We start from the raw sequence: 23,020 nt of genomic DNA, 5'->3' as shown, positions 1-23,020 counted from the left end.
GTGGAATGAGCCTGGAGGAGGCAATAGACAGGAGGAAAAGCATAAGGAAGTACAAAGACAAGCCTTTAACACTTGAACAACTTTCTCAGGTGCTCTGGGCGGCTTACGGAATCAACAGGTGGGGAAAGAGGACATCGCCGAGTGCCGGGGCGTGCTACCCCTTCGAGGTTTACGTCGTCGTTGAAAACGTTGAGGGCCTGAAGCCTGGGATTTATCACTACGATGGAAAGGCTCACAGGCTGGAGCTTATCAGAGAAGGGCATTTCAGAAAGGCCCTTGCCGAGGCATGCCTTGGCCAGAGGTGCGTTGCCACAGCTCCCGTCAACATCGTCATCGTTGCCCACTACGAGAGGACCACGGGACGGTACGGCGAGCGTGGGGTGAGATACGTCCACATTGACGCAGGCCACATGGGTCAGAACATCTACCTTCAAGCTACTGCCCTGAACCTGGGTACCGTTGCGGTCGGGGCCTTCAGGGACGAGGATGTAAAAAAGGTGCTGGAAGTGCCGGGCGAACCGCTCTACATCTTCCCGCTTGGGATTCCGGAGGAATAATCAGAGCCTTTTGAGCTCTTCAAACCTTATTAGAACCTCCTCCTTCCTCCTTATGAGGTTCTGCCTGGCAACCTCTTCCCCATCCTTAAGGTAAATCAGCGTCGGGACGTTGAGGACGTCAAAGCGGTTCACAAGGTCGTTCCATTCCTCGGCGTTGATGTGGACGACCGTTATCTCCGGGAACTCCGCACTGAGCTCTTCCATGAAGCTATCAACTATCCTGCACGGTGGACAGCCCGGGATGGAGAACCACAGCACGGCTTTTCCGTCCATGAAGTTAATCTTTCCATCATACTCAACTATCAACCCTCTCACCTCCGGAAAATAAAAATGAAAGGGCTCAGATTCTGGCCCTCTTCAGGAGGAGCGAGTTGCTCACGACGCTGACACTGCTCATCGCCATTGCTCCAGCCGCCCACTCGGGCCTGAACGCTATCCCGAAGAGCGGGAAGAGCGCCCCCGCCGCTATCGGGATGAGGATTATGTTGTATATCATTGCCCAGAAGAAGTTCTGCTTTATCTTTGATAGAGTTTTCTGGCTGAGCTTTATTGCCTTGACGACGTCCCTTATGTCGTTCCTCATGAGCACAATCTCGCCGCTCTCCATGGCTATGTCGGTTCCTGAGCTTACCGCTATGCCCACGTCCGCCTGGGCAAGTGCCGGAGCGTCGTTTATTCCGTCGCCCACGAAGATTACCACCTCTCCCCTCTCCTGGAGCTTCTTGACCTCGTTGGCCTTGTCCTGCGGGAGCACCTCAGCAAGGACATAGTCTATGTTAAGCTGCCGCGCTATCGCGTTTGCAGTTCTTCTATTATCTCCGGTAATCATTCCAACTTTCTTGCCCATCCTGTGGAGCTCCTCTATTGCTTCCTTTGCGTTCTCCTTTATTGTGTCCGCTATGCCCATCACACCGGCTATCTTACCGTCTATGGCTATGATTATGGCCGTCTTCGCCTCGTCCTCAAGCTTGTGGAGAGTCTCCTCAATATCCTCAATCGGGTACCCTGCCTCCCTAAGGAGCTTCCTGTTGCCCGCGAGGATTTCCCTTCCTCTGACCTTAGCTTTGACACCCTTGCCGGTTATGGCCTCGAACTCCTCCGGTTCTTCAAGCTCAAGGCCGAGCTCCTGGGCCTTCCTCACGATGGCTTCTCCAAGCGGGTGCTCGGAGCGCTTTTCAGCGGAGGCGACGAGCCTTATGAGCTCCTTCTCGTCCATGCCAAAGGTTATTACGTCAGTCACTTCAGGCTTGCCCTTTGTGAGCGTTCCAGTCTTGTCAAAGAGCACCACCGTTGCCTTCCTCGCTATCTCAAGCACTTCACCGTTCTTGATGAGTATGCCCATCTCAGCCCCCTTGCCCATGCCCACGGTCAGGGCAGTAGGTGTCGCCAGGCCGAAGGCACACGGGCAGGCTATGACGAGGACACTGATCAGTGTCGTGAACGCGAAGAGCAGGGGCTCCTTGGCTATAAAGGCCCAGTAGACGAAAGATGCCAGTGCAACCGTCAGCACTACCGGGATGAAGTAGGTCACTATTTTGTCCGCTATCCTCTGGATCGGGGGTCTGGTGTTCTGGGCCTCTTCAACGAGCTTGATGATCTGAGCCAGAACCGTGTCGCCACCGACTCTCTCGGCTTTAATCTTGAGCACGGAGTTCCTGTTTATGGTTCCGCCAATTACTTCATCTCCCTTCTTCTTCAGGTTTGGAATTGGCTCTCCAGTTATCATTGACTCGTCAACATAGCTCTCCCCTTCGATTACCACCCCGTCAACCGGTATCTTTTCACCGGGCTTCACTATCACGATGTCGCCGACCTTGACCTGAGTTATAGGAACCTCAATTTCTTTTCCATCTCTAATTACAGTTGCCTTTTTAGCTTGAAGGCTCATGAGCTTTTTAATTGCTTCACTCGTCCTTCCCTTTGCTACATGCTCTAAGTACCTCCCAAGAAGCAGGAAGGCCAGTAAGAGCACGCTTGCTTCGTAAAAGTTGTATTCCGCCGGAAGAACGCCGATGGTTGCCAGCACGCTGGCTATATAAGCCGAACCGACACCCATGGAATACATGACGTCCATGTTGAGGGTTTTGTGCCTCACAGAGCGGATGGCCTTTAGGAACACATCCCTGCCAGAGTACGCTATGACAGGCGTTGCTAAGAGGAATTGTATCCAGAGCATATAAGGTATCTCAAAGTCCAGCCCAAAGATCCAGCGGTATGTCATGAAGGTTATTATCCCTCCAAATGTCCAAGCCACTATAAGCTTTCTTTTCATATCTTTTAGATGCCTTTCTCTCACTTCCTTTTCTATATCAACGCTCTCTTCCCCCTCAACGCCAAGAAACTGATAACCAAATTCCTCGATAGTTTTCTTTATATCGTCCATATCTACCATGGTCGGATCATAGGTAACATTGGCAGTTTCGGTTGCCAGGTTAACTCTGACGTCCAGAACGCCCGGAAGCTCCTTTAACGCAGTTTTTATTGTCCTAACGCAAGAGGCGCAGGTCATACCGCCGATTTTAATAACCGCGTCCCTCTTCTCCCTGACAACACCGTAGCCAACGCTTTCTATTGCCCTAATTATATCCGTTATGCTGACCTTTGATTCATCAAACTTAATGTAAGCGCTTTCAGTCGCTAAGTTCACCTTGGCTTCCTTTACCCCCTCCAGCTCTTTAAGTGCCATTTCTATCGTTTTGGCGCATGATGCACAGCTCATTCCGGTAATCTTAATGTTCACTTCCACCGGAGTTCACCTCCATTACATGCTTTGTTGAAAAGATTATTGAAGTTATTTTTTGCCAAAATGTAAATTCTCATAGGAAAATTTTTATAGTTTGAAAGCACAATGTTAATGGTGGGAAAATGATGAAGCTCGATGAAATCGATCTAAAGCTTATCTACCTCCTAATGGACAACTCCAGGTTAAGCATTTCAGAGCTTGCCGAACGCCTGGGAGTCAGCAGACCGACGGTAAAGTCGAGACTGGACAGACTGGAGAAGGAGGGAGTGATCCAACGCTACACAATAAAACTTAATCCCGAACTTCAGAGGGCCAGCAATGTTGTTGCCCTGATAATCAAAACAGACGAACCAGAAAAGCTTCAAGAATTCGAAGAAATTATTGAGATTAACCGATTTACAAGTAAAAAATATCTTATAAAAGTGGCTGTCGAGGATATGGAAGGACTGAGGAACGTCATAGAAGGGGCAGGTTTTGAAGTGCTTGAGATAATGCCCATCCTTGAAAGCATTGAAAAAGAGTACCCACCAAAAGTCAAGGTCTCTTTCAAATGCGACTACTGCGGTAAGGAGATAACCGGGGAACCAATAGTCTATAAGTACCGCAACAAAGTTTACTTCTTCTGCTGTGAAACCTGCTTCAGAGAGTTTAAAAAAGCAAGGGAAAATCTGGAAAAATTCAAATTAAAGGAAAAAGACAAGGTAGAGCACGCTCACGAACACGAGCACCACGCCCATAACTAAATCTCCTCTCCCGCTTACCGAGGAGAGCCTGTCCACGGCCCTTCCAAGTCTCGCGTACCTGCTCCCGTAGTGGAAGCCCAAGGTAACGATGGCAAAGGGAAGCACGGATATTCCAATAAACACCAAAAGCAGCGCCGCTGTAGTACTTGGTGAGAACCTGCCTGAAAGCAGGGAGCTTACCAAAAGGTACGAAGGGAGCACGCAGGACAGCGAGAGAAACGCCATTACTCCCCCAACAGCAAAAGCCGCCGGCGGGGACGTTGCCTTTTCAAGTATTAGGTTGCTCTTTTCCCTAAACGGGCTGGAAACCGAGAGTCTCACGTAGCCCAGTGCGGAAAGTATCTTGTAAGTCCCCACGGTTATTCCAAAGGCGACCACAAAGTACCTCAAAAAGGGCACCTTCGTATGGAGGTTCATTAGGGCGACAGCGATGACAGAATAGCCCAGAAAGGCACCGAGAGTAAAGGCAAAGCCCACCCTGAGGACCTTCCTCTCATCCGTCAGCGCTATCATCGAGAGGAGGAATACTATCATGAGAAATATTGACGGCCGGAGAGCGTTGAGAATCCCGAGGGCGATTATTGAGAACGTTACTCCAGTGAACTCCGTCACCTGGCTTAGGGAGTCCAGCGGTATATCCGCGGCGGTCATCAGGATTGCGTCTGAAATCGTCATTTTGATCACCTAATGTTCCATCGATGGCTTTCCCAAACGTATAATTTCTACAGTTGAATCACGCTTCATTTATATTAACCTTATCCCCCTTGGAAAGGCATGGAGTTTTTATCGGATGAGTGTAGCGCACTTTTATTATCTGATCGTTTGCTTGTATTATCGCTGTACATGTGAGCGTGGTATATGCCTCGTTGGGTATGCAGTCTGTATCAGCCAAAACCTCCGCATTTTCAGCATTAACTGGTCTTCCTTCAATCAAAACACCAACAAAAGCATCTTGTCCACTCTTTTGATTTACAGAGAAAAACAAAAATAGGACGAATACTACAACAAAAAGAAAAAGAAGTCTTTTCATCTCCCCACCTCATTATCAGCCGCCTAAAGCAGTGGGTTCACTCATCTTCCTCAATGTCCATTGCCTTCTCGCAGTACTCGTGCATCTCCTTCCAGTTGCCCCCCATATACTTCTCCATTATTGGCTCCATTTCCTCATGCATCTCGGTGAAGTTGCCACTTGCCATGTACTCCTCCATCTGAGCGTACATCTCGTCGTCCATCATGCCGTGCATGCCGTAGCCCATTATGCCCATGCCATGTCCCATTCCCATCATGGGACTGAATCCTCTCCAAAATCCTCTCTTTCCCTCATTGTCAAACGTCCCTGTATGAGCCATGCCTATTGGAATTGCTATGAGCGCTCCAATTATAAATCCGATTAATATTGACTTCCACTCCATCTCAAATCACCTCTTTTGTTGCTTCAGATTGTAGTTATGAGCAAAATGCTAATAGGCTTATTATTTTCAACATGTAAACCACGACTGATAAGGTTTCACAAGATGAAAGGACAAAGTTAATCTAAAGTTTACACAATATATAAGTTGTGGGGGAGATGAATAAGACCGCCAAAAAATATGATAGGTTTTCAAAATTCTATGATTCCTTTGAGAGTTTAATAGAAAAAAGAGCCTTCTCAAAATATAGAAGGAAAGCTTTAAGCTTGGCTAAAGGCAAAGTTCTTGAAGTGGGTGTTGGAACAGGTAAAAATCTGCCCTACTATCCAAAGGATGTTGAAGTTATCGGAATAGACTTCAGTAAAGGCATGCTTGAGAAGGCCGAAAAGAGGAGAAAAGAGCTTGGCCTTAAAAACGTCAGGCTTCTCCTGATGGATGCTCAAAATCTGGAGTTTGAAGACAACAGCTTTGACACCGTTGTGAGCACCTTCGTCTTCTGCACCGTGCCCGACCCGATAAAGGGGCTTAAGGAGGCCTACCGCGTCCTAAAGCCAGGGGGAAGGGCCATATTTTTGGAGCACATGAAGAGTGAGTCAAGGCTTTTGAACGTTCCCCTCTACCTTATGGATCCCGTGATGAGGGCGCTCACGGGAACATCCATGGTGCGGGAGACGCAGAAGAACATCGAAAGGGCAGGTTTTAAGATAGAAAAGGTGGAGAACCTGTTTTTTGATATTGTAAGGTTAATTATTAGCACAAAATCTTGACACATTAATATAGCAAAAACAACCCTCTATTTCCCAATTTTATCCAAAACCCATCATTCAAAACCATAGGTTAAATGAGGCTGAAGCACTCCTGTTTTTGATAAAATCTGCATTGCCACAACCGAAAGATATATATGCATTTTTATTCATTAATGAGTATGGAGGGGTTAAGATGGTAGAAAATTACGCAAAATTGGGTATTTATGATAACATATTGCAGACTATCGGAAAAACACCATTAGTGAGGCTGAGGAAGATAGAGAGATACTTCAACCTCAAAAACGAGCTCTACGCCAAGGTGGAGTTCTTCAACCCCGGTGGGAGCATAAAGGACAGGATAGGCAAGTATATGATAGAAGGGGCAAAAAGAGAGGGCAAAATCGTCGAGGGCGGCGTGATAGTCGAGCCAACCTCGGGCAATACCGGCGTTGGCCTCGCCCTTGTAGCGGCCGACGAGGGCTACATGACGGTCTTCACGATGCCGGACAAGATGAGCACCGAGAAGGAGCTCCTCCTAAAGGCCATGGGCGCCTTCGTCATAAGAACCCCCACCGCTGTGGCTCCAGGTGACCCGAACTCCTACTATAAGGTGGCAGAAGCTGTAAGAAACCTCATCTGGAAGAAGGGGCAGGCCATAAGTAGGGAGGAGCTTAAGGAGATAGTTGAGCACGTTCAGTGGCTCGTTAATGAAGAGAGGCTCGACGAGCTCAGAGCAATTCTTGAGGAGGAAGTCGAGGAAACGCCCTACGCCTACATCCCCAACCAGTACTTCAACAGGTACAACCCCCTGGCACACTACGAGACCACCGCGAGGGAGATATGGGAGCAGACCGGAGGGGAGATAGACTACCTCTTCGCAGGGATAGGCACCGGGGGGACGATAACGGGCATCGGGCGCTACCTCAAGGAGAGGAAGAAAGATGTGAAAATAATAGGCGTTGACCCGGTCGGCTCGATATACAGCCTGGTTAAGAAGGGAATGAGCCTTGAGGAGGCCCTCAAGAAGGCCCACCCCTACCTCGTTGAGGGCATAGGCGAAGACCTCCTCCCGGAAACCGTCGATTTAAGCCTCGTTGACGATATGGTTGTCGTCAATGATCAGGAAGCCTTCGCAATGACCCGCTTCCTCGCGAGGAAGGAAGGAATTCTGGCGGGCGGTTCATCCGGTGCAGCCCTCTACGGGGCGGTGAAGTACCTCAAGGAGAAAGGAGTTGAAGGCAAGAAGGTTGTCGTGATATTCCCGGACACGGGGAGGAACTATCTGACAAAGGTGTTCAACGACGAATGGTTAATCGCGAACGGCTTCGAGGTTGACGATGAAAAGGTCCTGGAGGTGCTGAGATGAGGTTCTCAACCAAAGCCATCCATGTCGGTGAAGATCCCGAGAGCATGCAGCACGGCGACGTTGTTTCCCCCATCCACCTCTCAACCACCTTCGCGAAGAGGAGCATAAGGGAGGTCGAGGAAGGCTACGTCTATTCGAGGAGCGGCAACCCCACGAGGGACGCACTTGAGAGAAAGCTGGCAGCGCTTGAGAACGCAGAGTACGGGCTGGCGTTTTCTTCAGGACTTGCCGCCGAATCCACGATACTCCTTGCCCTCCTCAAGAAGGGCGACCACGTAATAGCTTTCGACGATCTCTACGGCGGAACGAAGAGGCTCTTCAACCAGGTGATGGAGCGCTTCGGCATCGAGTTTACCTACGTTGACGCGAGGGAGCCGGGGAACGTGAGGAGGGCGATAAGGGAGAACACGAGGATGGTCTGGCTCGAAACGCCAACGAACCCCCTATTGAAGCTGGCGGACATAAGAGCAGTAGCCGAGATCGTCCACGAGAGAGACCTAATCGTGGTCGTAGACAACACCTTTGCCAGTCCTTACTTCCAAAACCCCCTTGACCTTGGGGCGGATATAGTGCTCCACAGCGTCACCAAGTACCTCGGCGGGCATTCAGATGTTGTCGGCGGGGCTGTGATGGTCAACGACGACGAAATCTATGAGAGGCTCAAGTTCCACCAGAACGCGGTTGGGGCAATTCTGTCACCTTTTGACTCCTGGCTGGTAATGAGGGGCATCAAAACGCTCGCAGTCAGGATGGAGAGGCACGAGAAGAACGCCATGACGATTGCGAGGTATCTTGAGGAGCACCCGATGGTTGAGCGCGTTTATTACCCCGGCCTGCCCTCACATCCACAGCACGAGCTCGCGAAGAGGCAGATGAAGGGATTTGGTGGGATGCTCTCCTTCGAACTCAAAGGAGGACTGGAAGAGGCAATAAAGTTCGTGGAGAGCCTTGAGATATTCGCCTTGGCTGAAAGCCTCGGCGGCGTCGAGTCGCTCATAGAACTGCCAGCAATCATGACCCACGCATCGGTTCCAAGGGATGAGAGGGAGAAGGTCGGCATAAGGGACTCGCTCATCAGAGTTTCAGTCGGGATAGAGGACGTTGAAGACCTCATCGAGGACCTTGAGAGGGGCTTTGAGGCGGTGAGAGCATGATACCTAGCATTGAAGAGATTAGAACGTTCTTAGAGAAGCTTGGCTTTGGCGAAGAGGAGGTCAACGAGCTGGTGGAGCAGATAGAGTACTTCGAGACGGAAGCGCCTGAGAGGGACGACATCGTGAGGGACTACCTCAGGGACGAGTGCATAGAGACGATAGTTAACGATATAGTTGGGGAAATCCTAAAGCTAAACAGGAAAGACATCAGGCTCCTTGACGTTGCCGCAGGTTCGGGCTTCTTCACGGAACGTGTAAGGAGAAAGCTTGAGGAGAAGGGTGTAAAAGTCGAGGTCTACGGCTTCGACATAACGCCCAGCATGCTGAAGAGGCTCAAGGAGAAAGGAATAACACCCATCTGGTGTGTTGCCGAGAAGATCAGAGAGTCAATAAGGATAGCCAACGAGCACTATGGCATAAATGTTCCAAAAGAGTTCGACGTTGTTTTATCAACCCTCGCATTCCACCACTTCCTAAAGCCAGAGGAAGTCCTCAGGAGCATGAAAAGCGTTTTAAAAGAGGGAGGCAAGGTCATAATAGTTGACGTCCTCAAACACGAGCACGAGGAGCTCAAAGAAACGCTGAAGGACACCCATCTTGGATTTTCACTTGAAGAAATAAAGGGGATGGGCTCAAGGGTTTTCAAAAACGTGGAAGCAGGGTATATGGACGTTTACTGTGAGGTCGGCGACATCATAGTTGGCCTTTACAAGGCGGTGTTTGGCTAACAGCTTTACTTTTTGTTCTTTGTCCGTTCCCTAAAGGAAAATAGAAGAGAAAAATCAGATATTCAGCCTTCCAGAAGCTTTCTTTTCCTTCTCTCGTACTCCTCGTCGTCTATCTCACCGCGTGCATACTTCTCGTCGAGTATCTCAAGGGCGCTCTTTCTGCTCCCGCTTGAGCTCTGCTCAACGAGCCATTTGATGAACCATACAACGCCCGCTATTATTGCGATCCAGAATAAGAGCATGAGCAGTGCTCCAAATATCCCAAAGTATCCAAATCCCATCATGTCGTGCCACCCCCATCCAGTTTCTCCAGTGTGAGCTGAAAATCTCACCAGTTCAGTGCTTTCAAACATCATTTTGATCTCCTCACATACTACTCAGTGATAAAGGCTATAGAGCTTATTATTGGCAAAAATGAAAGAAATATAGAAAAATCTTCGCAAAATATAAAATGAGAAGGTCATCAGACCTTCAAGAACTTCGCGTTTATAGCCACTATCACCGTGCTCAAGCTCATTAACAAAGCACCTACGGCTGGACTTAACAGTACCCCATAGTTGTAGAGGACACCCGCAGCCAGAGGAATTGCAAATGTGTTGTATCCTGTTGCCCATGCCAAATTCTGAACCATCTTCTTATAGGTAGCCCTTGCGAGGTGTATTGCCGTTATAACGTCCCTCGGGTCGTTCTTGACGAGGATTATGTCGGCGCTCTCTATCGCCACGTCAGTTCCTGCCCCGATGGCTATTCCAACATCAGCTTGAATCAGAGCCGGGGCATCGTTTATACCGTCGCCCACCATCGCCACTGTGTAGCCCTGCTCCTGGAGCTCCTTAATTTTCTCCGACTTCTGGTGAGGTAAAACTTCAGCGAAGAAGCCGTCGAGGCCGAGCTCCTCAGCCACCCACTTTGCGACCTTGGCGTTGTCGCCGGTGAGCATGTAGGCCTTTATGCCCATCTCGTGGAGCTTTTCAATGGCCTCCCTTGACTCGGGCCTTATCTTATCTGCTAAAGCCAGAGCACCCACGAGCTTTCCATCAATGACCAGGAAGACAACGGTCTTACCCTGCTCCAAGACTTTATTGACGCGCTCGTCCTCCATCCACAGGCCGTTCTCCTTCAGGAATCCCGGGCTTACGACGAGGACTTCCTTTCCGTTGATGACGCCCTGGACACCCTTGCCCGGAAGAACTTTTGATTCAGCTACCTCGTAGACCTCAAGGCCGAGCTCCTTGGCTTTCTCAACTATTCCCTGGGCTATCGGGTGGTTTGAGTGGGACTCAAGTGCCGCCGCATACTTCAGGATCTCCTCTTCACCGAGCTCGTCCAGGGTCATTATGTCGGTTACTTCGAACTTGCCTTCGGTCAGCGTCCCGGTCTTGTCGAAGACGACCACCTGAACGTCCTTCGCTCTTTCAAACGCCTCCCTGTTCCTTATGAGGACTCCCTTCTTGGCCGAGATTGACGTTGACACCGAGACGACCAGCGGAACAGCTAAGCCAAGCGCGTGCGGGCACGTTATGACCATTACCGTGACCATCCTCTCAAGGGCGAAGACGAAGGGCTTGCCGAGGTAGAGCCACGTGCCGAGGGTTATTGTTCCAGCAGTTATAGCTATGAGCGTGAGGTAGAAGGCAGCCCTGTTAGCTAAATCCTGCGTCCTTGACCTTGTCTCCTGTGCCTGCCTGACGAGCTCAACGACCTGCATCAGGTAGGTATCCTTTCCGGTCTTCTCTATCCTGACCTTTATCGCTCCCTCAAGGTTTATGGAGCCTCCGATGACTTCATCGCCCGGTTTCTTATAGACGGGCTTCGACTCACCTGTCAACATAGCTTCGTTTACGCTGGTTTCTCCTTCTATTATGATACCATCAGAAGGTATTTTCTCACCGGGTTTGACAAGGACTATATCGCCTTTCTTCAGCTCGCTGACCGGGACGTCCTTTATTCCCTCGGGCGTTACGAGATGAGCCTCAGTGGGCATGAGCTTTATGAGCTCTTCCAATGCCCTTGAAGCGCCGAGAACGGAGCGCATCTCGATGTAGTGGCCAAGGAGCATGATGTCGATAAGCGTCGCAAGCTCCCAGTAGAAGGTCTTACCCGGCAGGCCAAAGGTCACCGCAACGCTGTAGAAGAATGCAACGGTGATTGCCAGCGCTATCAGCGTCATCATGCCCGGCAGTTTTTTCTTCAGCTCGTCCCTCATGCCCGTGAGGAACGGCCAGCCGCCGTAGAAGTAGACCACAGAGGAGAGGCCAAAGAGAACGTAGTGATCGCCCGGAAAAGTCAGCTCAAAGCCCAGAAACCTCTGTATCAGCGGCGACAGGATCAGGATTGGGACCGTCAGTATCACGGAGACTATAAAGCGCTTTTTGAAGTCCTCCATCATCATCCTGTGGTGCTCGGCGTGGGAGTGCTTGTGACTCTCGTGGCCCGTATCTTCAGCTTCATGGTCTTCCCCTTTCTTCATCTTCATCTCACCGTGCCCCTCCATGGAAGGGGTCTCCTCATCCACCATATAAATCACCATTAAGTTTTCGTTTCGAACCACTATAACCTTATCCTTTAAAGTTTCGAAAAACCGGGACTCAGATTCTTTTCACAATGTCGCCCAAAATCTCTTCAACCTTCGCCGCAACCTCAAGCAGCTCATCGTTCCCGGTTATGCTCATGGCCATCGGAGGGAGCAGCAGGCTCACGTAGGTCTTTCCGTCCTTCACGTACACCATCAGGTTGCAGGGCAGGAAGGTACCGCTGTTGATGTCTATTCCGATGAGCTGGCTTGAGAACTTCGGGTTGCAAGCGCCGAGGATGACGTAGGGCTCCATGTCAAGGTCGAGCTTCTCCTTGAAAAGTTGGTCAACCCTGACCTCACTGAGGACACCGAAGCCCTCCTTCTTCAGCTCCTCCTTGACCCTCGCCACGGTCTCGTCAAAGCCCATCTCGACCTCGCGGAGGTAGGAGTACTCCTTCTGCCCTTCCATCCATTTCATTCCGTGCATTCCGTGGTGGCCCTTTCCCATGCCTTTCATTCCCTTGCCGTGGCCCTTACAGCCACCCTTCATCTTTCCCTTACCTTTCATTCTCTTCATGCCACCCATTTTCCCGTGGCCTTCATTCCGCCGTTTTCCATTTCATTCATGCCTTTCATTTTGGATCACCTTTTTCTTTTGTCAGTGCTTACTCTACTGGAGGGAATAAGAGGCTTGTACTTCACAAGATGAAAATATATGCGGACAAAAATTAACAAAATTAAGGTGGTTCTTTAAGTCCCTTATAAACCACCTTCAGAAACAGACCGAAGCCAATGATTGAGATGCTGACGTTATGTGATTTTGTTGTTTTACATGTTCTCTTGAAATTCCTGTCCTAAAGATCCTGAGGAGGTCGGCAATTTTATTCACCCCCGATTCAGTCCGAGCGGTTTTTTTCAGCGCCCAGCGCCAGCCCAACCCCGAACAGCAGGAACGTCCAGAGGAGCGAGATTACCGCGGTGGAGTACGGGCAAGACCTGAAAACCCACACGAAAACATTAGACGCCGGGACCACAGCAGAGAACACGAACCACAGCCTGCTCTCTCTTGAGCAATACTCTGAATCTCTGTAGGCAGAGCATACAAGCCACATTAGGACCGGGAAGCCTAGCCAGTAAAAACACATGACAAGAAGGGCCTCAGGATAAAACCCATCACGCCCAAAGTACCCACCAAGAAGTGCTAGAGTTAGTTCGGCAATCCACCAGCGTAAAAAATAAGATGAAAGGAACTTCAGTTCCGTAGAGCTTCATTGAATATTCTTTCTTTTTCCTCTTTGCTAAAAGGATAGCCGGCATCGGTGAGGAGCTTTGCCGCCAGCAGTGCAAGCAAGAGCCCGCGGATCCATAAAACACTAAATTGGCGGTGGGATCAGTAAAAACATTAAAATGCCAATTAAAAGTGCCCCAACTATCGACCATATATTGTTCCTATCTGTTCTGAATAGTGTTCCCAATTTATAATACGAAACAAACCATGCCACAATCAGAGATGTTTGCTCTACGAGTACTCTAATTTGTAAAATTTGTGGAACCATTAAATTAATGAGTCTCAAAAATAAAGACAAAGCACCCCAAGATGAGAGAGGCAGAAAATATTTAAAAAACTCTATAGAAGGTTTTTTCTCGAAAGCCCCACTGAGATCGCCATTAAAAGTAGAGCCCTGAGGATATATCCCACACTGGCCGCTACGAATAGAATCATGAATCCAGAGTATCCAGCAAACCCGCCAAATAAAGAGAGAGATACTATCTGCGGTGCATAAAACATCCAACTGTAGGTCAAAATTTTGAGTACTTCTATCAGCATATTACGCCTCATGCTAAACCCTCACTACCTCGTGATAGAGCGATTTATCCAGGCGATCACGAGGGACTTAAAGCAAGAAACGATGTGTCATAAACTGATAGTATTGTTCCGACAAACCCAAAAAGCCATACCATAGATAATTTGACAAAGATATGTTTAGAATTTCATTTCCCTAATTTTTCAACGAATCCTCCAAAGTCACTTATGAGCAAACCAATCGTCAGGACACTAGCTAAAAAACCGCTTGTATTAATGTTAATTCTCTGTTGGATATCATGTGTTTAGCAAAAAAATAAAATAACAAGGAACCGAAAACGGAAAATAGAATATTAGAGACCTTCATACACTACACCTCCTTAAACACCAGCACGTCGACATTAGCTCCCGATGCCAATGCAAATGCTATTATTGTAATGATATTGCTCTTAGTTATTTGGCTCCGTAGTAAGGCTTTAAGTGCTGTAAAAAGCTTTGGTTTTCCCCGTTTACAAGAGATGCTACAGGACCACCAGTGAGCACTTCTGGACTCCCACCAAAGGAAAGAACTACATGGTGTCCTCTGCCCGCTGTGAACTTAACGGGAAGTTTTAACTGTACTTTCCATACGAACCAGCCACCTTTCCTGAAATGATAGGCTATACCCACTTTCCCCTCGTATTCCATCCCTGTTGGCCTATTAGGATATACCATATTTTCTGGAAAAACTATCAGGGCATCATAGCCGAAAACAGGAATCCTGTACACGGTCAAAGTGAAGTATCCATTGGAGCCATGCCTAACCTTCTGGTATACAAGATACCTCTAAAGTTGTGGGATATAAATTGGACTATGTTGAAGTTGAGAGGACACCCGATCCAATAAACCTCGTGTCAATTATTGAGCCCGCCCCAATGCCACCATGAGAGCTATACGTGTCATTGATTGGCGCCGCCATCGCACTCCCCGCCGTCACTCCAACCATCAGAAGTCCCAAGAGGACTGCCACCAATGGACGCCACTTCACTCAGTTCACCTCCAAGAGTTTTCAATGAACATAAAATCCAAGTCCTTAAAAAGTTTTCTCTTAAGTAGTAATTTGCAATAAACATGAAAAAAAAGATTTCAACAACTGCAAAACTACTCCACCTGACGAAAACAAGTTGAGTAAAAGAGATCATATCCACATCAAACTTCCGGAGTATAGAAAGACATTTCCCCTGGGGTAGACCATACCCTGAAGTCACAAAATCCCCTTGCCGGGAGTTAAGCCCCATCGAAAACTTAATCGGGAAGAACCATCTACTTCATCCGGGTGGGGGACGTGCCCCTTAGGATTCTCCCCGCAAAGGGGACTAAAGAGGAAGTCGGACACTTCGCAAGGCTTATGGAGATTTCTGCGCCTGAATACTTCCCGGCCCTGCTGGGACCGAAGTTCAGGCACGTTTTTGAGGCACTTTTTCTGGAAAAGGAAAACCTCTTCAGTCACGAGCATGTGGTTTTTGCCGTCTATGAAGGGGAAATCGCAGGAATGCTCCTGGGCTATGACTGGAAAACTCGGGAACGGGAGGAGAAAAGAACCGGCTGGCTTATGCTGAAAGTTCTCGGCTTTGACTTCCTGAGGAAGCTTCCGGGGCTCATAAGAGCTTCATTTAGCTCCGGGAGGCTTGAGAAAGGCGATTATTACATCAGCAACGTCGCCGTTTACCCCGAATTCAGGGGCAGAAAGATAGGAAAAAGCCTGATGCTCCACGCGGAGGAGATGGCAAAAGACATAGCCGAAAGAATGGCACTCGACGTGGAAAAGGACAACGAGATAGCGATAGCGGTCTACAAAAAGCTCGGATACTTCATTGAGAGGGAGCACAGCGTTGAGCTTGAGGGAAGGACTTACAGGTTCTACAGGATGGTTAAGGAGTTGAAAAAGAAAAGCCAGCTCACCTCAGTATTCTCATCGCGTTGAAGACCGCTATTAGGGCGACGCCGACGTCCGCAAAGACCGCCTCCCACATCGTCGCCTCTCCAAGGATTCCAAGGCCTATGAAGGACAGTTTGACCGCTAAGGCAAAGATTATGTTCTGCCATACTATCCTCTGCGTCTTTCTCGCTATCCTGATCCCCCTCGGCAGCTTAGACGGCTTGTCGTCCATTATGACGACATCGGCAGTCTCTATCGCCGCATCGCTTCCGAGCGCGCCCATCGCAACGCCAACATCGGCCCTGGCCAGGACGGGCGCATCGTTTATTCCGTCGCCGACGAAGACGACCTTTCCATCTGCCTCTTTCTCAAGCTCCTCAATGACCTTTACCTTGTCCTCCGGCAGGAGCTCTGCATAGAAGCCGTCTAAGTTGAGATGCCTCGCTATCTCAGCCGCAACATCTTTGTTGTCTCCCGTGACCATGACGACCTTCTTGATCCCGAGGCGCTTCAGCTCCTTCACAGCAACCGGGGCGTCCTCCTTTATCTCGTCTGAGATTATTATGTAGCCCGCATACTTTCCGTTTATTACAACGTGAGCGACGGTTCCCTTAACCCTGCACGTGTCGTGCTCGATGTTGAAGCGATGTAAGAGTCTGTCGTTGCCCACCATGACTTCCACACCATCTATCTTTGCCCTGACGCCGTGTCCGGCTATCTCCTCGTACTCGACTATCTCCGCCTCGTTGATCTCCTCGCCGTAAGCTTCACGTATCGCCTTAGCAATCGGGTGGTTTGAATGCGCCTCCGCCAGAGCTGCGAACTTTATTATCTCCTCTTCACTGAAGCCGTTCCTTGTCTCTATTTTCGTGACCTTGAAGACTCCCTTTGTCAGTGTTCCAGTCTTGTCAAAGGCAACCACCGTTGCCTCCTTGAGGGCATCGAGGTAGTTGGAGCCCTTGACGAGTATTCCCTCCCTCGCTGCTCTGCCTATTCCTCCAAAGTAGCCGAGCGGAATTGAGAGGACGAGAGCACACGGGCACGAGATAACGAGTATCACCAGGGCCCTATATATCCAGGGAGTGAACGGGTCTCCCGTGAGGAGCGGAGGGACTATGGCTATAAGTGCAGATATGCCGACGACAGCTGGGGTGTAGTAGTGGGCGAAGCGCGTTATGAACTTCTCTGTTTTAGCCTTCCTCGCGCTTGCGTTCTCGACGAGCTCAAGGATGCGGGAGATGGTGGACTCGCTCAGCTCTTTGGTCACCTGGACTTTGAGGACGCCCGATAGGTTGACCATGCCTGATAGGATTTCCTCCCCTTCCTTCACCGTCCTGGGAACGCTTTCCCCGGTTAAAGCGGAGGTGTCAACGGTCGACTCACCCTCGATGATAACTCCATCAACGGGAACCCTCTCACCGGGCTTGATGATGATAACGTCCCCAACCTTCAGCTCCTCGGGCTTTACCCGGACTACGTCCCCGTCTCTAAGCAGGTTTGCATATTCTGCCTTGAGCGCGAGCAGGGCCTTTATGGAGCGCCTTGACCTGTCCACTGCCAGGTCCTGGAAGAACTCTCCCACGACGTAGAAGAGCATTACCGCCACTCCTTCCGGATACTCCCTGATGAGGAAAGCTCCTATAGTGGCTATCGTGATAAGGAAGTTCTCGTCAAAGACGTTGCCGTGGAGGGAGTTGACCACTGCACTTCTGAGCACCCTCCAGCCGGAGATGACGTAGCTCGCGAGGAAGATGCCGAAGACGAAAGCGTCGTCTATGCCGTAGTAGTAGCGCATTACTATGCCTATTGCAAACAGGGCCAGAGAAACTCCGATCTGGTACACCGTTTTTCTGCTGATTTCTCCGTGTTCATGGCCGTGTCCATGGGAGCCTATGCCGTGCTCTTCAACCACCTCAACGTCCGGCTCGACCTTCTTGATGATCTCTTTGGCCTTCTCAACGTCACCCTCTATGATGGCCTCCTTGGTGGTGAAGTTAACCAGCGCAAACTCAAAGCCCTCCTTCTTGAGGGCCTCCTCTATCTCGTATGCACAGCTAGCGCAGTCGAGTCCTTCAAGCTTGAGTTTGGTCGGCATTACTTCACCTCCGAAAGGTGCTCAATCGCTATCCTCAAAATCTCCCTGATGTGCTCGTCGTCGAGACGGTAGAACACGTTCTTGCCGTCCTTGCGGTAAGTTACTATCTTTCTGTCCTTGAGGATGCGGAGCTGGTGAGAAATCGCCGAAACTGAAAGTTTCGTTATCGCAGAGAGGTCGCAGGTGCAGAGCTCCCCCGCTTCCATCAGCGCGAGCAGGATTTTAAGCCGAGTGGGGTTCCCGAGGGCGTCGAAAAAGTCCGCCGCTTCCAACACGGTCTCCTCCTCTGGAATTTTTGCCTGAGCCTCCAGTATTTTATCAAGGTGTTCCTCGTACACCTTACACACTTCCGTCATCATAAATCACCTCTACATTTGAGCAGTTGTGCAAATGTTTTATAAACCTTGTCATTTCGAAAGTGAATGAAAACTAAAAAAGAAACTGAAAACACAAAAAGATTCGCCGCTCGACTGCTTTCATTCTGAGAGAAGATATACACCTACAAGCATAATCATTCCAAAAATTGCTTTTATTCCCGTAAAGCTCTCCCCAAGAACCAAAAAGGCAGTAACGGCGCCCATCAGGGAAGACGTGGCAAATATTGCTCCAGTTTTCATGGCACCAATTTCTCTCAGGGCAAAAAGGAACAGCACAATGGAGAATCCAATGCTGAGCGAACCAACGGTCAGGAGATATGGAAGGCTTTCAGGGGGAACATTAAGAGGGATACCAAACAATATGGCCAGAGACAGGAGGGCACTTCCTCCCAGTAACCCTTTTAGGGAGGTCACCAACAGCAGATCCCTCTTGAGGCTCAAGAGCTTGCTGAGATTGTTGTCTATAGCCCATGAAAGACTTGCCAGCACAACCAGAGCGTTGCCCAGAAGTCCTTCCGTGAGGTGGACTCCCATGAGAGACTCTGTCGAGACAACAACAGCCCCAACTAAGATAAAAAGAATACCGATGGCCCCTCTGCGTGATATCTTTTCCCCAAAAAGAAAGAGCGCAAGTATGACAGTAAACAGCGTCTCAGTATTAAGGAGCAGGGAGGCATTGACCGCCGTTGTCCTGTCCAGCCCAAACATGAACAAGAGAGGTGCCAAAAAAGAGCCGAACAGTGCTATAACCCCCAAAAGCAGAAAATCTTTACGGGAAAAGGAGTCCTGCGTCGCCACTTTGGATTTTAGCTGCTCCAATATTATGTCCTTAACGGGAGTATACCGAATGACCATTAAAACCACTCCCGCGGTGAGGTATATGCTCCCCGCTACAACGAGCGGGTGGACGTTCTCCAGTGCTATTTTGTTTAGGGTCGAGCTAATCCCGAACAAGAACGCGGCCAAGAGTGCCCCAATATATCCGTGGTGGTGTGTCATGCGGTTTAACAGCGCAACAAGGTTTATAAACGTTGTTCACACGAAAAAAAGGGACGTAGCACCTGATCCCACAAAATGCCCAAAATCAACATGGGACAAAATGAAAAGAGTCAGTGGTGGCAACCACCCATGTGGTGCCTGTTATGGGAGTGGCCGTGGCCCCCGTGGGAGTGGTGATGGTCTTTCATGCCCTCCATTCTGATGTATTTCTCCGGATTTGCCTCGAACTCCGCCTTGCATCCCGGGGAGCAGAAGTAGTAGACCTTTCCGCTGTACTCGACCTTGAGCCCTGTGTCCTCACTCACCTCCATTCCGCAGACGGGGTCAATCGGCATTCAGGCCACCTCCACTTCGTAGCCGTACCTTTCGATGGCCCTGACTATGTCCTCAAGGCGCACCTTCCCGGGGTCGAACTGGACAACGGCCTTCTTTTCCTCAAGACTGACTTCGCCCTTGGCACCGACGCTCTCTATCGCCTTGGTTATTCTCATACCGCAGTGCTTGCAACTCATGTTAGGTATCTTCAACACGACTTCGGTCATTTACATCACCGATAGAAGCTAAGGGGGAAAGCTTATGGGGCTTATCGTTGCCAGAATGGAAACCGGAAACCGAACGTATAGACAAAATTGAAAATCTAGAGGGAGTCGATAATCCTCTTGATTTTCTCCTCCATGGGTTTCATGATCTCGACAACCTTCTCTCCTGCGATCTTCCAGGCGACGCTCGGCAGGGTAACACCGAGGTAGTTGCCCTCCTCAGTCCTGTAGCCGAAACCGGTGCACGGAAACAGGGCGCCGATGTTGGGGTCTATCTTTACCAGCTCCTCAACGAGCTCGCTGTGACAGATGAAGAGCAGGTGGTAGTCGGCTATTATTCCGTTCTCCGTCTCGGTTATCGCAACGGGGATGCGCTCACCGATGAGCAGAAAGCCCGCTTCCTCCAGCTTTTTCTTGAAGCGCTCCCAGAGGAAGTCGAGATCCTCGTCAAAACGCTTGACGTAGTAGAACTCCATGCCAGCCACCTCCTTTCAGCCCGAAGTTTCTACCATTATGCATTTCCAAAAGCTGTACTCCACACCGTTCTCATCGAGAAACCTGGCTATCTCACCGCTCTCCGCCCCCGGCTGGAACCAGAGCCTTTTGAAACCCGCTTTAGCGGCTTCTTTCACGACCTGAAGCCCCACGTGAGGAGGAACGACGAAGACTATAACGTCAACGTCCTTCGGAAGTTCCCGAACGCTCCTGTAGCACCTGAGGCCTTCAATCTCGTCATACTTGGGATTAACCGGAAGAACCTCAAAGCCCTTACCAAGCAGATCCCTGAGTATCACGTTGCCGTACTTGTCCGGGTTAGGGCTTGCTCCAACGAGGGCTATCCTCCTGAAGCCATCCACATCCATCCTCCACACCTAAGCTGAAATCAATTTCACCCTTTTTATTCATTGCGGGCCAAAAATGAATAACTCAGGCCGCGCTCTCCGCGGCCTTTTTCTCGCGGTTCAGTGCCGGCCCCTTGCCGTAGGCCCTGAGCACGAGGTAGAGGGCCGTTATGAGATAGCCGAACTGCACCAATACCCTCCCCCACTCCATGCTCACGGAGTAGCCGAAGAGCACCGCAAAGACCGAGCCTATTGCTCCCTTGTGGTGCCAGATGCTATCGCTCGGAATCCCGAGGTCGTATGCCTGGGCAGAGAACACTCCAAGGGAGTAACCCTCCTCCTCAGCCCACTCGATAAGTTCGTGAGTGCCGTAGCCCGCAAGGCCAGCCGCCACAAACACCAGCAGTATTGAGCTGAAGTAGAAGAACCTCCTCAGATCTATGCGCATTCCAACCCCATATATCAGGTATGCCAGCACGAGCGCCCCAGTCAGCCCGGCGGCGAGACCGAGGAGCGTCCCGGTTAGGTTCTGGGTCATGAAGGGCGTGAGGAAGAGAACCGTCTCAAGCCCCTCCCTGAAGACAACGATGAAAGTGAATCCTATTAGGGCCAGGGGAGCTATTGACTTGCTCACCTTGCTCTCTATTTCCGCCCTTATGTCCTTTCCCTTGGTCGCCATCCAGTATATCATGCTGGTGAGAACTATCACGGCGAGGTACGAAGCAATCCCCTCGAAGAGCTCCTTCTCCACCAGGCCCCCGTAGAACTTCAGTATGCCGATCCCAAGAAGCAGGCTAAAGCCAACTGAAAGAGCGGTTCCTATCCACACGTCCTTTATCTGGTTCGCCCGGTTGGTTCTTCGTAGGTATGCTATTATTATCGCCACTATTATGGCCGCCTCAAGGGCCTCTCTGAAGGTTATGAGGAAGGCACCAACGCTCATGGGTTCACCTCCAACTTTTTAGGTCAATCTAAAATTCATAGGGTAGCTTATGAGTTTTACCTTTGCCAAATCGAAGTTTCGTAAAATGGACGGAGGGCATGCCGTATCCCTAACCGAGTATGCCACGTGTCAAACCAGAAGGGTTCGAAGAAAGCATCCCGAGATATGAAAACCTGCCAAATTTCTCAAATCTGTGAAAAGGGGTGAAAGCTTGAGTCCATCTTGATAAAAATGGAGTGGAAAAATTCACAGAATGGAAAGATCCATCATATCTTTCCTACCAGGTCGAGGCTGACCTCAAGGGCCTCCTTGCCGGGCTCCCAACTTGCAGGACATACTTGCCCAGGGTGTTCTCTTACATACTTAGAAGCCCTGAGCCTCCTGAGGATCTCCTTTGCGCTCCTCCCTATGCTGAGGTCGTGCATCTCCATGTGAACGACCTTTCCGTCGGGGTCTATTATGAAGGTCGCCCTCCATGAAACGCCCTCATCCTCTATGTAGGTTCCAAAGAGCCGGCTTATTTTTCCAGCAGGGTCGGCGAGCATGGGGTATCTTATCTTCTTTATAGCTGGCGATGTGTCGTGCCAGGCCTTGTGGACGTAGGCGGTATCGGTCGAAACGCTGAGTATTTCAGCCCCTTCCTTCTTGAACTCCTCGTAGTACTCGGCCAGCTCCTCAAGCTCCGTCGGGCAGACGAAGGTGAAGTCAGCCGGGTAAAAGGCAAGAACAACCCACTTGCCCCTGTAGTCCGAAAGCTTGACCTTTCCGATGTCGTCCTTCTCGGGGAGGTATGCATCGGCCTCGAAGTCCGGAACGATTTCTCCAACCTTCACCATGGAATTCACCTTAATATTATGTTGGCGAGCCTAACTTATATAGGTTTGCCTAACAAAGTGAAAACTTTTGAAATTAGAATCCATCATTTTGAAAGACAAACTTAATTGTCTTAAAAAGCAAACTGATTTATGTGAGGATATACGGGAATATAATTCACAGAATAACAAAACAAAAAAAGAAAAAGAAAGTCAAAGATATCCTCATTTCCTACTCCCTTTTAGACCCATGAAGTAAACCGTCGCCAGACAGCCCGAACATTTCCTACCGTAGATGTAGCACTCCGTGCAGACCTTCCCGCAGGGGGTAACTTTCCTCGTCGGCTCCAGCTTGAAGTCAACGAACTCTGGATAGGCCGGAGACGAACCGAGGGAGACGTCCATCTCCTTAACCGACTCCATGGGCCGTATCGTGTTTTCTATGGTAGCCTCAAGGGCAGAGTAGCTCTCCGCTATGAGAGCCAGGTTTAGGTTGTACTTACCGGTTGTCGTGGCGACGAAGACCGTTCTCGGGCACCTTGCAAAAACATCGGCCAGCTTCTCGGCCTCGTCCATGCTCCGAACCTTGAGGTTCACCACCGCGGAGACAAAGTTCCTCTTCCTGATGTTCAGCAGTGCCGAACCCTTAAGTCCCCCCGCCTCTCCCTCGCGGAGGGGTGGCTTATCCCCAGCTCCCTCGCTATCTCGGACACCTTCATCCTGCCGTTCT

General features: G+C 49.9%; 28 protein-coding genes. 7 read left to right on the top strand and 21 right to left on the bottom strand.

Features of this window, described 5'->3' with window-relative positions; translation table 11 throughout:
• The first annotated feature begins 5 nt into the window (after positions 1-5).
• Positions 6-557 carry a SagB/ThcOx family dehydrogenase gene (locus PYCH_RS04495; protein WP_373419036.1) on the top strand — a complete coding sequence of 184 codons (552 nt, stop codon included), beginning with the start codon at positions 6-8 and terminating at the stop codon, positions 555-557.
• On the opposite strand, the gene PYCH_RS04490 is transcribed toward PYCH_RS04495, so the two are convergent.
• Together PYCH_RS04490 and PYCH_RS04485 are read right to left on the bottom strand one after the other, a co-directional pair.
• The gene (locus tag PYCH_RS04490) at positions 558-863 is read right to left on the bottom strand and encodes a thioredoxin family protein (RefSeq protein ID WP_013905657.1); all 306 of its coding nucleotides are present in this window, start codon (positions 861-863) and stop codon (positions 558-560) included.
• Between the two features lie 34 nt (positions 864-897).
• Positions 898-3,303: a heavy metal translocating P-type ATPase gene (locus PYCH_RS04485; RefSeq protein ID WP_013905656.1), complete on the bottom strand. Its 2,406-nt coding sequence runs from the start codon at positions 3,301-3,303 to the stop codon at positions 898-900.
• Positions 3,304-3,422: 119 nt separating this feature from the next.
• On the opposite strand from PYCH_RS04485, the gene PYCH_RS04480 reads away from it, so the two are divergent.
• A complete protein-coding gene (locus tag PYCH_RS04480) occupies positions 3,423-4,043 on the top strand; it encodes a TRASH domain-containing protein (RefSeq protein ID WP_013905655.1) in 621 nt (206 codons plus the stop codon).
• Here PYCH_RS04480 and PYCH_RS09950 read toward each other — a convergent pair.
• Genes PYCH_RS09950 through PYCH_RS04465 form a run of 3 tightly spaced genes read right to left on the bottom strand, consistent with a single transcriptional unit; the run spans position 3,984 to position 5,455 of the window.
• Positions 3,984-4,718: a cytochrome C biogenesis protein gene (locus PYCH_RS09950; RefSeq protein WP_158306788.1), complete on the bottom strand. Its 735-nt coding sequence runs from the start codon at positions 4,716-4,718 to the stop codon at positions 3,984-3,986. The two genes, PYCH_RS04480 and PYCH_RS09950, sit on opposite strands and share 60 nt — an antisense overlap.
• Positions 4,719-4,776: 58 nt before the next feature.
• On the bottom strand, positions 4,777-5,073 hold the full coding sequence (locus PYCH_RS04470; protein ID WP_237698696.1) for a hypothetical protein: 297 nt from the start codon (positions 5,071-5,073) through the stop codon (positions 4,777-4,779).
• A 37-nt stretch (positions 5,074-5,110) separates the two neighbouring features.
• On the bottom strand, positions 5,111-5,455 hold the full coding sequence (locus PYCH_RS04465; RefSeq protein ID WP_013905653.1) for a hypothetical protein: 345 nt from the start codon (positions 5,453-5,455) through the stop codon (positions 5,111-5,113).
• A gap of 155 nt (positions 5,456-5,610) precedes the next feature.
• On the opposite strand from PYCH_RS04465, the gene PYCH_RS04460 reads away from it, so the two are divergent.
• The 4 genes from PYCH_RS04460 (at position 5,611) to PYCH_RS04445 (ending at position 9,446) form a co-directional block, all read left to right on the top strand.
• A complete protein-coding gene (locus PYCH_RS04460) occupies positions 5,611-6,219 on the top strand; it encodes a class I SAM-dependent methyltransferase (protein WP_048058207.1) in 609 nt (202 codons plus the stop codon).
• Between the two features lie 172 nt (positions 6,220-6,391).
• Positions 6,392-7,564 carry a PLP-dependent cysteine synthase family protein gene (locus PYCH_RS04455; protein ID WP_013905651.1) on the top strand — a complete coding sequence of 391 codons (1,173 nt, stop codon included), beginning with the start codon at positions 6,392-6,394 and terminating at the stop codon, positions 7,562-7,564.
• Positions 7,561-8,718 (top strand): cystathionine gamma-synthase, encoded by a 1,158-nt coding sequence (locus PYCH_RS04450; RefSeq protein ID WP_013905650.1) that lies wholly within the window; start codon positions 7,561-7,563, stop codon positions 8,716-8,718. The genes PYCH_RS04455 and PYCH_RS04450 overlap by 4 nt, the downstream gene beginning before the upstream one ends.
• Complete coding sequence (locus PYCH_RS04445; RefSeq protein ID WP_013905649.1) at positions 8,715-9,446, top strand: class I SAM-dependent methyltransferase; 732 nt, start codon at positions 8,715-8,717, stop codon at positions 9,444-9,446. Before PYCH_RS04450 ends, PYCH_RS04445 begins: the two co-directional genes overlap by 4 nt.
• A gap of 62 nt (positions 9,447-9,508) precedes the next feature.
• Here the strand turns inward: PYCH_RS04445 and PYCH_RS04440 are convergent, their stop codons facing one another.
• The 5 genes from PYCH_RS04440 to PYCH_RS09945 all read right to left on the bottom strand — a co-directional run bounded on the left by PYCH_RS04440 (position 9,509) and on the right by PYCH_RS09945 (position 14,792).
• Entirely contained in the window at positions 9,509-9,802 is a 294-nt protein-coding gene (locus PYCH_RS04440) for an SHOCT domain-containing protein (protein WP_237698695.1), read from the bottom strand.
• 107 nt (positions 9,803-9,909) lie between these two features.
• Entirely contained in the window at positions 9,910-11,964 is a 2,055-nt protein-coding gene (locus tag PYCH_RS04435; RefSeq protein ID WP_013905647.1) for a heavy metal translocating P-type ATPase, read from the bottom strand.
• A 70-nt stretch (positions 11,965-12,034) separates the two neighbouring features.
• Positions 12,035-12,538 (bottom strand): DUF302 domain-containing protein, encoded by a 504-nt coding sequence (locus PYCH_RS04430; protein ID WP_237698694.1) that lies wholly within the window; start codon positions 12,536-12,538, stop codon positions 12,035-12,037.
• Between the two features lie 1,680 nt (positions 12,539-14,218).
• Positions 14,219-14,539 (bottom strand): hypothetical protein, encoded by a 321-nt coding sequence (locus PYCH_RS09785; RefSeq protein ID WP_148236194.1) that lies wholly within the window; start codon positions 14,537-14,539, stop codon positions 14,219-14,221.
• A 76-nt stretch (positions 14,540-14,615) separates the two neighbouring features.
• On the bottom strand, positions 14,616-14,792 hold the full coding sequence (locus PYCH_RS09945; RefSeq protein ID WP_158306787.1) for a hypothetical protein: 177 nt from the start codon (positions 14,790-14,792) through the stop codon (positions 14,616-14,618).
• Between the two features lie 288 nt (positions 14,793-15,080).
• Here PYCH_RS09945 and PYCH_RS04415 point away from each other — a divergent pair, with 288 nt between their 5' ends.
• On the top strand, positions 15,081-15,728 hold the full coding sequence (locus PYCH_RS04415) for a GNAT family N-acetyltransferase (protein ID WP_237698693.1): 648 nt from the start codon (positions 15,081-15,083) through the stop codon (positions 15,726-15,728).
• Here the strand turns inward: PYCH_RS04415 and PYCH_RS04410 are convergent.
• The 11 genes from PYCH_RS04410 to PYCH_RS09625 all read right to left on the bottom strand — a co-directional run bounded on the left by PYCH_RS04410 (position 15,703) and on the right by PYCH_RS09625 (position 23,009).
• Positions 15,703-17,778, bottom strand: coding sequence for a heavy metal translocating P-type ATPase (locus PYCH_RS04410; protein ID WP_013905642.1), 2,076 nt, complete (start codon positions 17,776-17,778; stop codon positions 15,703-15,705). The two genes, PYCH_RS04415 and PYCH_RS04410, sit on opposite strands and share 26 nt — an antisense overlap.
• Positions 17,778-18,134 carry an ArsR/SmtB family transcription factor gene (locus tag PYCH_RS04405; protein ID WP_013905641.1) on the bottom strand — a complete coding sequence of 119 codons (357 nt, stop codon included), beginning with the start codon at positions 18,132-18,134 and terminating at the stop codon, positions 17,778-17,780. The genes PYCH_RS04410 and PYCH_RS04405 overlap by 1 nt, the downstream gene beginning before the upstream one ends.
• A 120-nt stretch (positions 18,135-18,254) precedes the next feature.
• Positions 18,255-19,154 carry a DMT family transporter gene (locus PYCH_RS04400; protein WP_013905640.1) on the bottom strand — a complete coding sequence of 300 codons (900 nt, stop codon included), beginning with the start codon at positions 19,152-19,154 and terminating at the stop codon, positions 18,255-18,257.
• Positions 19,155-19,264: 110 nt separating this feature from the next.
• On the bottom strand, positions 19,265-19,489 hold the full coding sequence (locus PYCH_RS04395; protein ID WP_013905639.1) for a YHS domain-containing protein: 225 nt from the start codon (positions 19,487-19,489) through the stop codon (positions 19,265-19,267).
• Entirely contained in the window at positions 19,490-19,696 is a 207-nt protein-coding gene (locus PYCH_RS04390) for a heavy-metal-associated domain-containing protein (protein WP_013905638.1), read from the bottom strand.
• 95 nt (positions 19,697-19,791) lie between these two features.
• Complete coding sequence (locus PYCH_RS04385) at positions 19,792-20,169, bottom strand: DUF302 domain-containing protein (protein WP_013905637.1); 378 nt, start codon at positions 20,167-20,169, stop codon at positions 19,792-19,794.
• A gap of 15 nt (positions 20,170-20,184) precedes the next feature.
• Positions 20,185-20,556 carry a CoA-binding protein gene (locus tag PYCH_RS04380; protein ID WP_013905636.1) on the bottom strand — a complete coding sequence of 124 codons (372 nt, stop codon included), beginning with the start codon at positions 20,554-20,556 and terminating at the stop codon, positions 20,185-20,187.
• Positions 20,557-20,620: 64 nt separating this feature from the next.
• Positions 20,621-21,478, bottom strand: coding sequence for an FTR1 family iron permease (locus tag PYCH_RS04375; protein WP_013905635.1), 858 nt, complete (start codon positions 21,476-21,478; stop codon positions 20,621-20,623).
• A gap of 266 nt (positions 21,479-21,744) precedes the next feature.
• Positions 21,745-22,314, bottom strand: coding sequence for a peroxiredoxin (locus PYCH_RS04370; protein ID WP_013905634.1), 570 nt, complete (start codon positions 22,312-22,314; stop codon positions 21,745-21,747).
• 201 nt (positions 22,315-22,515) lie between these two features.
• Positions 22,516-22,887, bottom strand: coding sequence for an Lrp/AsnC ligand binding domain-containing protein (locus tag PYCH_RS04365; RefSeq protein ID WP_148236193.1), 372 nt, complete (start codon positions 22,885-22,887; stop codon positions 22,516-22,518).
• 32 nt (positions 22,888-22,919) lie between these two features.
• The gene (locus PYCH_RS09625) at positions 22,920-23,009 is read right to left on the bottom strand and encodes a hypothetical protein (RefSeq protein WP_083816997.1); all 90 of its coding nucleotides are present in this window, start codon (positions 23,007-23,009) and stop codon (positions 22,920-22,922) included.
• Between the last annotated feature and the right edge of the window lie 11 nt (positions 23,010-23,020).

Origin of the sequence: Pyrococcus yayanosii CH1 (genome assembly GCF_000215995.1) — an archaeon.
GTDB classification, from domain to species: domain Archaea; phylum Methanobacteriota_B; class Thermococci; order Thermococcales; family Thermococcaceae; genus Pyrococcus; species Pyrococcus yayanosii.
The sequence above is the reverse complement of the archived record's forward strand: the minus strand, read 5'-3'. Positions and strand labels throughout refer to the sequence as shown.

Excerpts from the sequence above, each read along its gene's own strand:
- PYCH_RS04395 (WP_013905639.1), bottom strand. The coding sequence starts at position 19,489 with ATGCCGATTGACCCCGTCTGCGGAATGGAGGTGAGTGAGGACACAGGG.
- PYCH_RS04380 (WP_013905636.1), bottom strand. The coding sequence starts at position 20,556 with ATGGATGTGGATGGCTTCAGGAGGATAGCCCTCGTTGGAGCAAGCCCT.
- PYCH_RS04455 (WP_013905651.1), top strand. The coding sequence starts at position 6,392 with ATGGTAGAAAATTACGCAAAATTGGGTATTTATGATAACATATTGCAG.
- PYCH_RS04465 (WP_013905653.1), bottom strand. The coding sequence starts at position 5,455 with ATGGAGTGGAAGTCAATATTAATCGGATTTATAATTGGAGCGCTCATA.
- PYCH_RS04495 (WP_373419036.1), top strand. The coding sequence starts at position 6 with ATGAGCCTGGAGGAGGCAATAGACAGGAGGAAAAGCATAAGGAAGTAC.
- PYCH_RS04470 (WP_237698696.1), bottom strand. The coding sequence starts at position 5,073 with ATGAAAAGACTTCTTTTTCTTTTTGTTGTAGTATTCGTCCTATTTTTG.
- PYCH_RS04460 (WP_048058207.1), top strand. The coding sequence starts at position 5,611 with ATGAATAAGACCGCCAAAAAATATGATAGGTTTTCAAAATTCTATGAT.
- PYCH_RS04370 (WP_013905634.1), bottom strand. The coding sequence starts at position 22,314 with ATGGTGAAGGTTGGAGAAATCGTTCCGGACTTCGAGGCCGATGCATAC.
- PYCH_RS04390 (WP_013905638.1), bottom strand. The coding sequence starts at position 19,696 with ATGACCGAAGTCGTGTTGAAGATACCTAACATGAGTTGCAAGCACTGC.
- PYCH_RS04450 (WP_013905650.1), top strand. The coding sequence starts at position 7,561 with ATGAGGTTCTCAACCAAAGCCATCCATGTCGGTGAAGATCCCGAGAGC.
- PYCH_RS04430 (WP_237698694.1), bottom strand. The coding sequence starts at position 12,538 with ATGAAGAGAATGAAAGGTAAGGGAAAGATGAAGGGTGGCTGTAAGGGC.
- PYCH_RS04375 (WP_013905635.1), bottom strand. The coding sequence starts at position 21,478 with ATGAGCGTTGGTGCCTTCCTCATAACCTTCAGAGAGGCCCTTGAGGCG.
- PYCH_RS04385 (WP_013905637.1), bottom strand. The coding sequence starts at position 20,169 with ATGGAGTTCTACTACGTCAAGCGTTTTGACGAGGATCTCGACTTCCTC.
- PYCH_RS09625 (WP_083816997.1), bottom strand. The coding sequence starts at position 23,009 with ATGAAGGTGTCCGAGATAGCGAGGGAGCTGGGGATAAGCCACCCCTCC.
- PYCH_RS04400 (WP_013905640.1), bottom strand. The coding sequence starts at position 19,154 with ATGACACACCACCACGGATATATTGGGGCACTCTTGGCCGCGTTCTTG.
- PYCH_RS04435 (WP_013905647.1), bottom strand. The coding sequence starts at position 11,964 with ATGGTGGATGAGGAGACCCCTTCCATGGAGGGGCACGGTGAGATGAAG.
- PYCH_RS09950 (WP_158306788.1), bottom strand. The coding sequence starts at position 4,718 with ATGACGATTTCAGACGCAATCCTGATGACCGCCGCGGATATACCGCTG.
- PYCH_RS04410 (WP_013905642.1), bottom strand. The coding sequence starts at position 17,778 with ATGCCGACCAAACTCAAGCTTGAAGGACTCGACTGCGCTAGCTGTGCA.
- PYCH_RS04480 (WP_013905655.1), top strand. The coding sequence starts at position 3,423 with ATGATGAAGCTCGATGAAATCGATCTAAAGCTTATCTACCTCCTAATG.
- PYCH_RS04445 (WP_013905649.1), top strand. The coding sequence starts at position 8,715 with ATGATACCTAGCATTGAAGAGATTAGAACGTTCTTAGAGAAGCTTGGC.
- PYCH_RS04440 (WP_237698695.1), bottom strand. The coding sequence starts at position 9,802 with ATGATGTTTGAAAGCACTGAACTGGTGAGATTTTCAGCTCACACTGGA.
- PYCH_RS04405 (WP_013905641.1), bottom strand. The coding sequence starts at position 18,134 with ATGACGGAAGTGTGTAAGGTGTACGAGGAACACCTTGATAAAATACTG.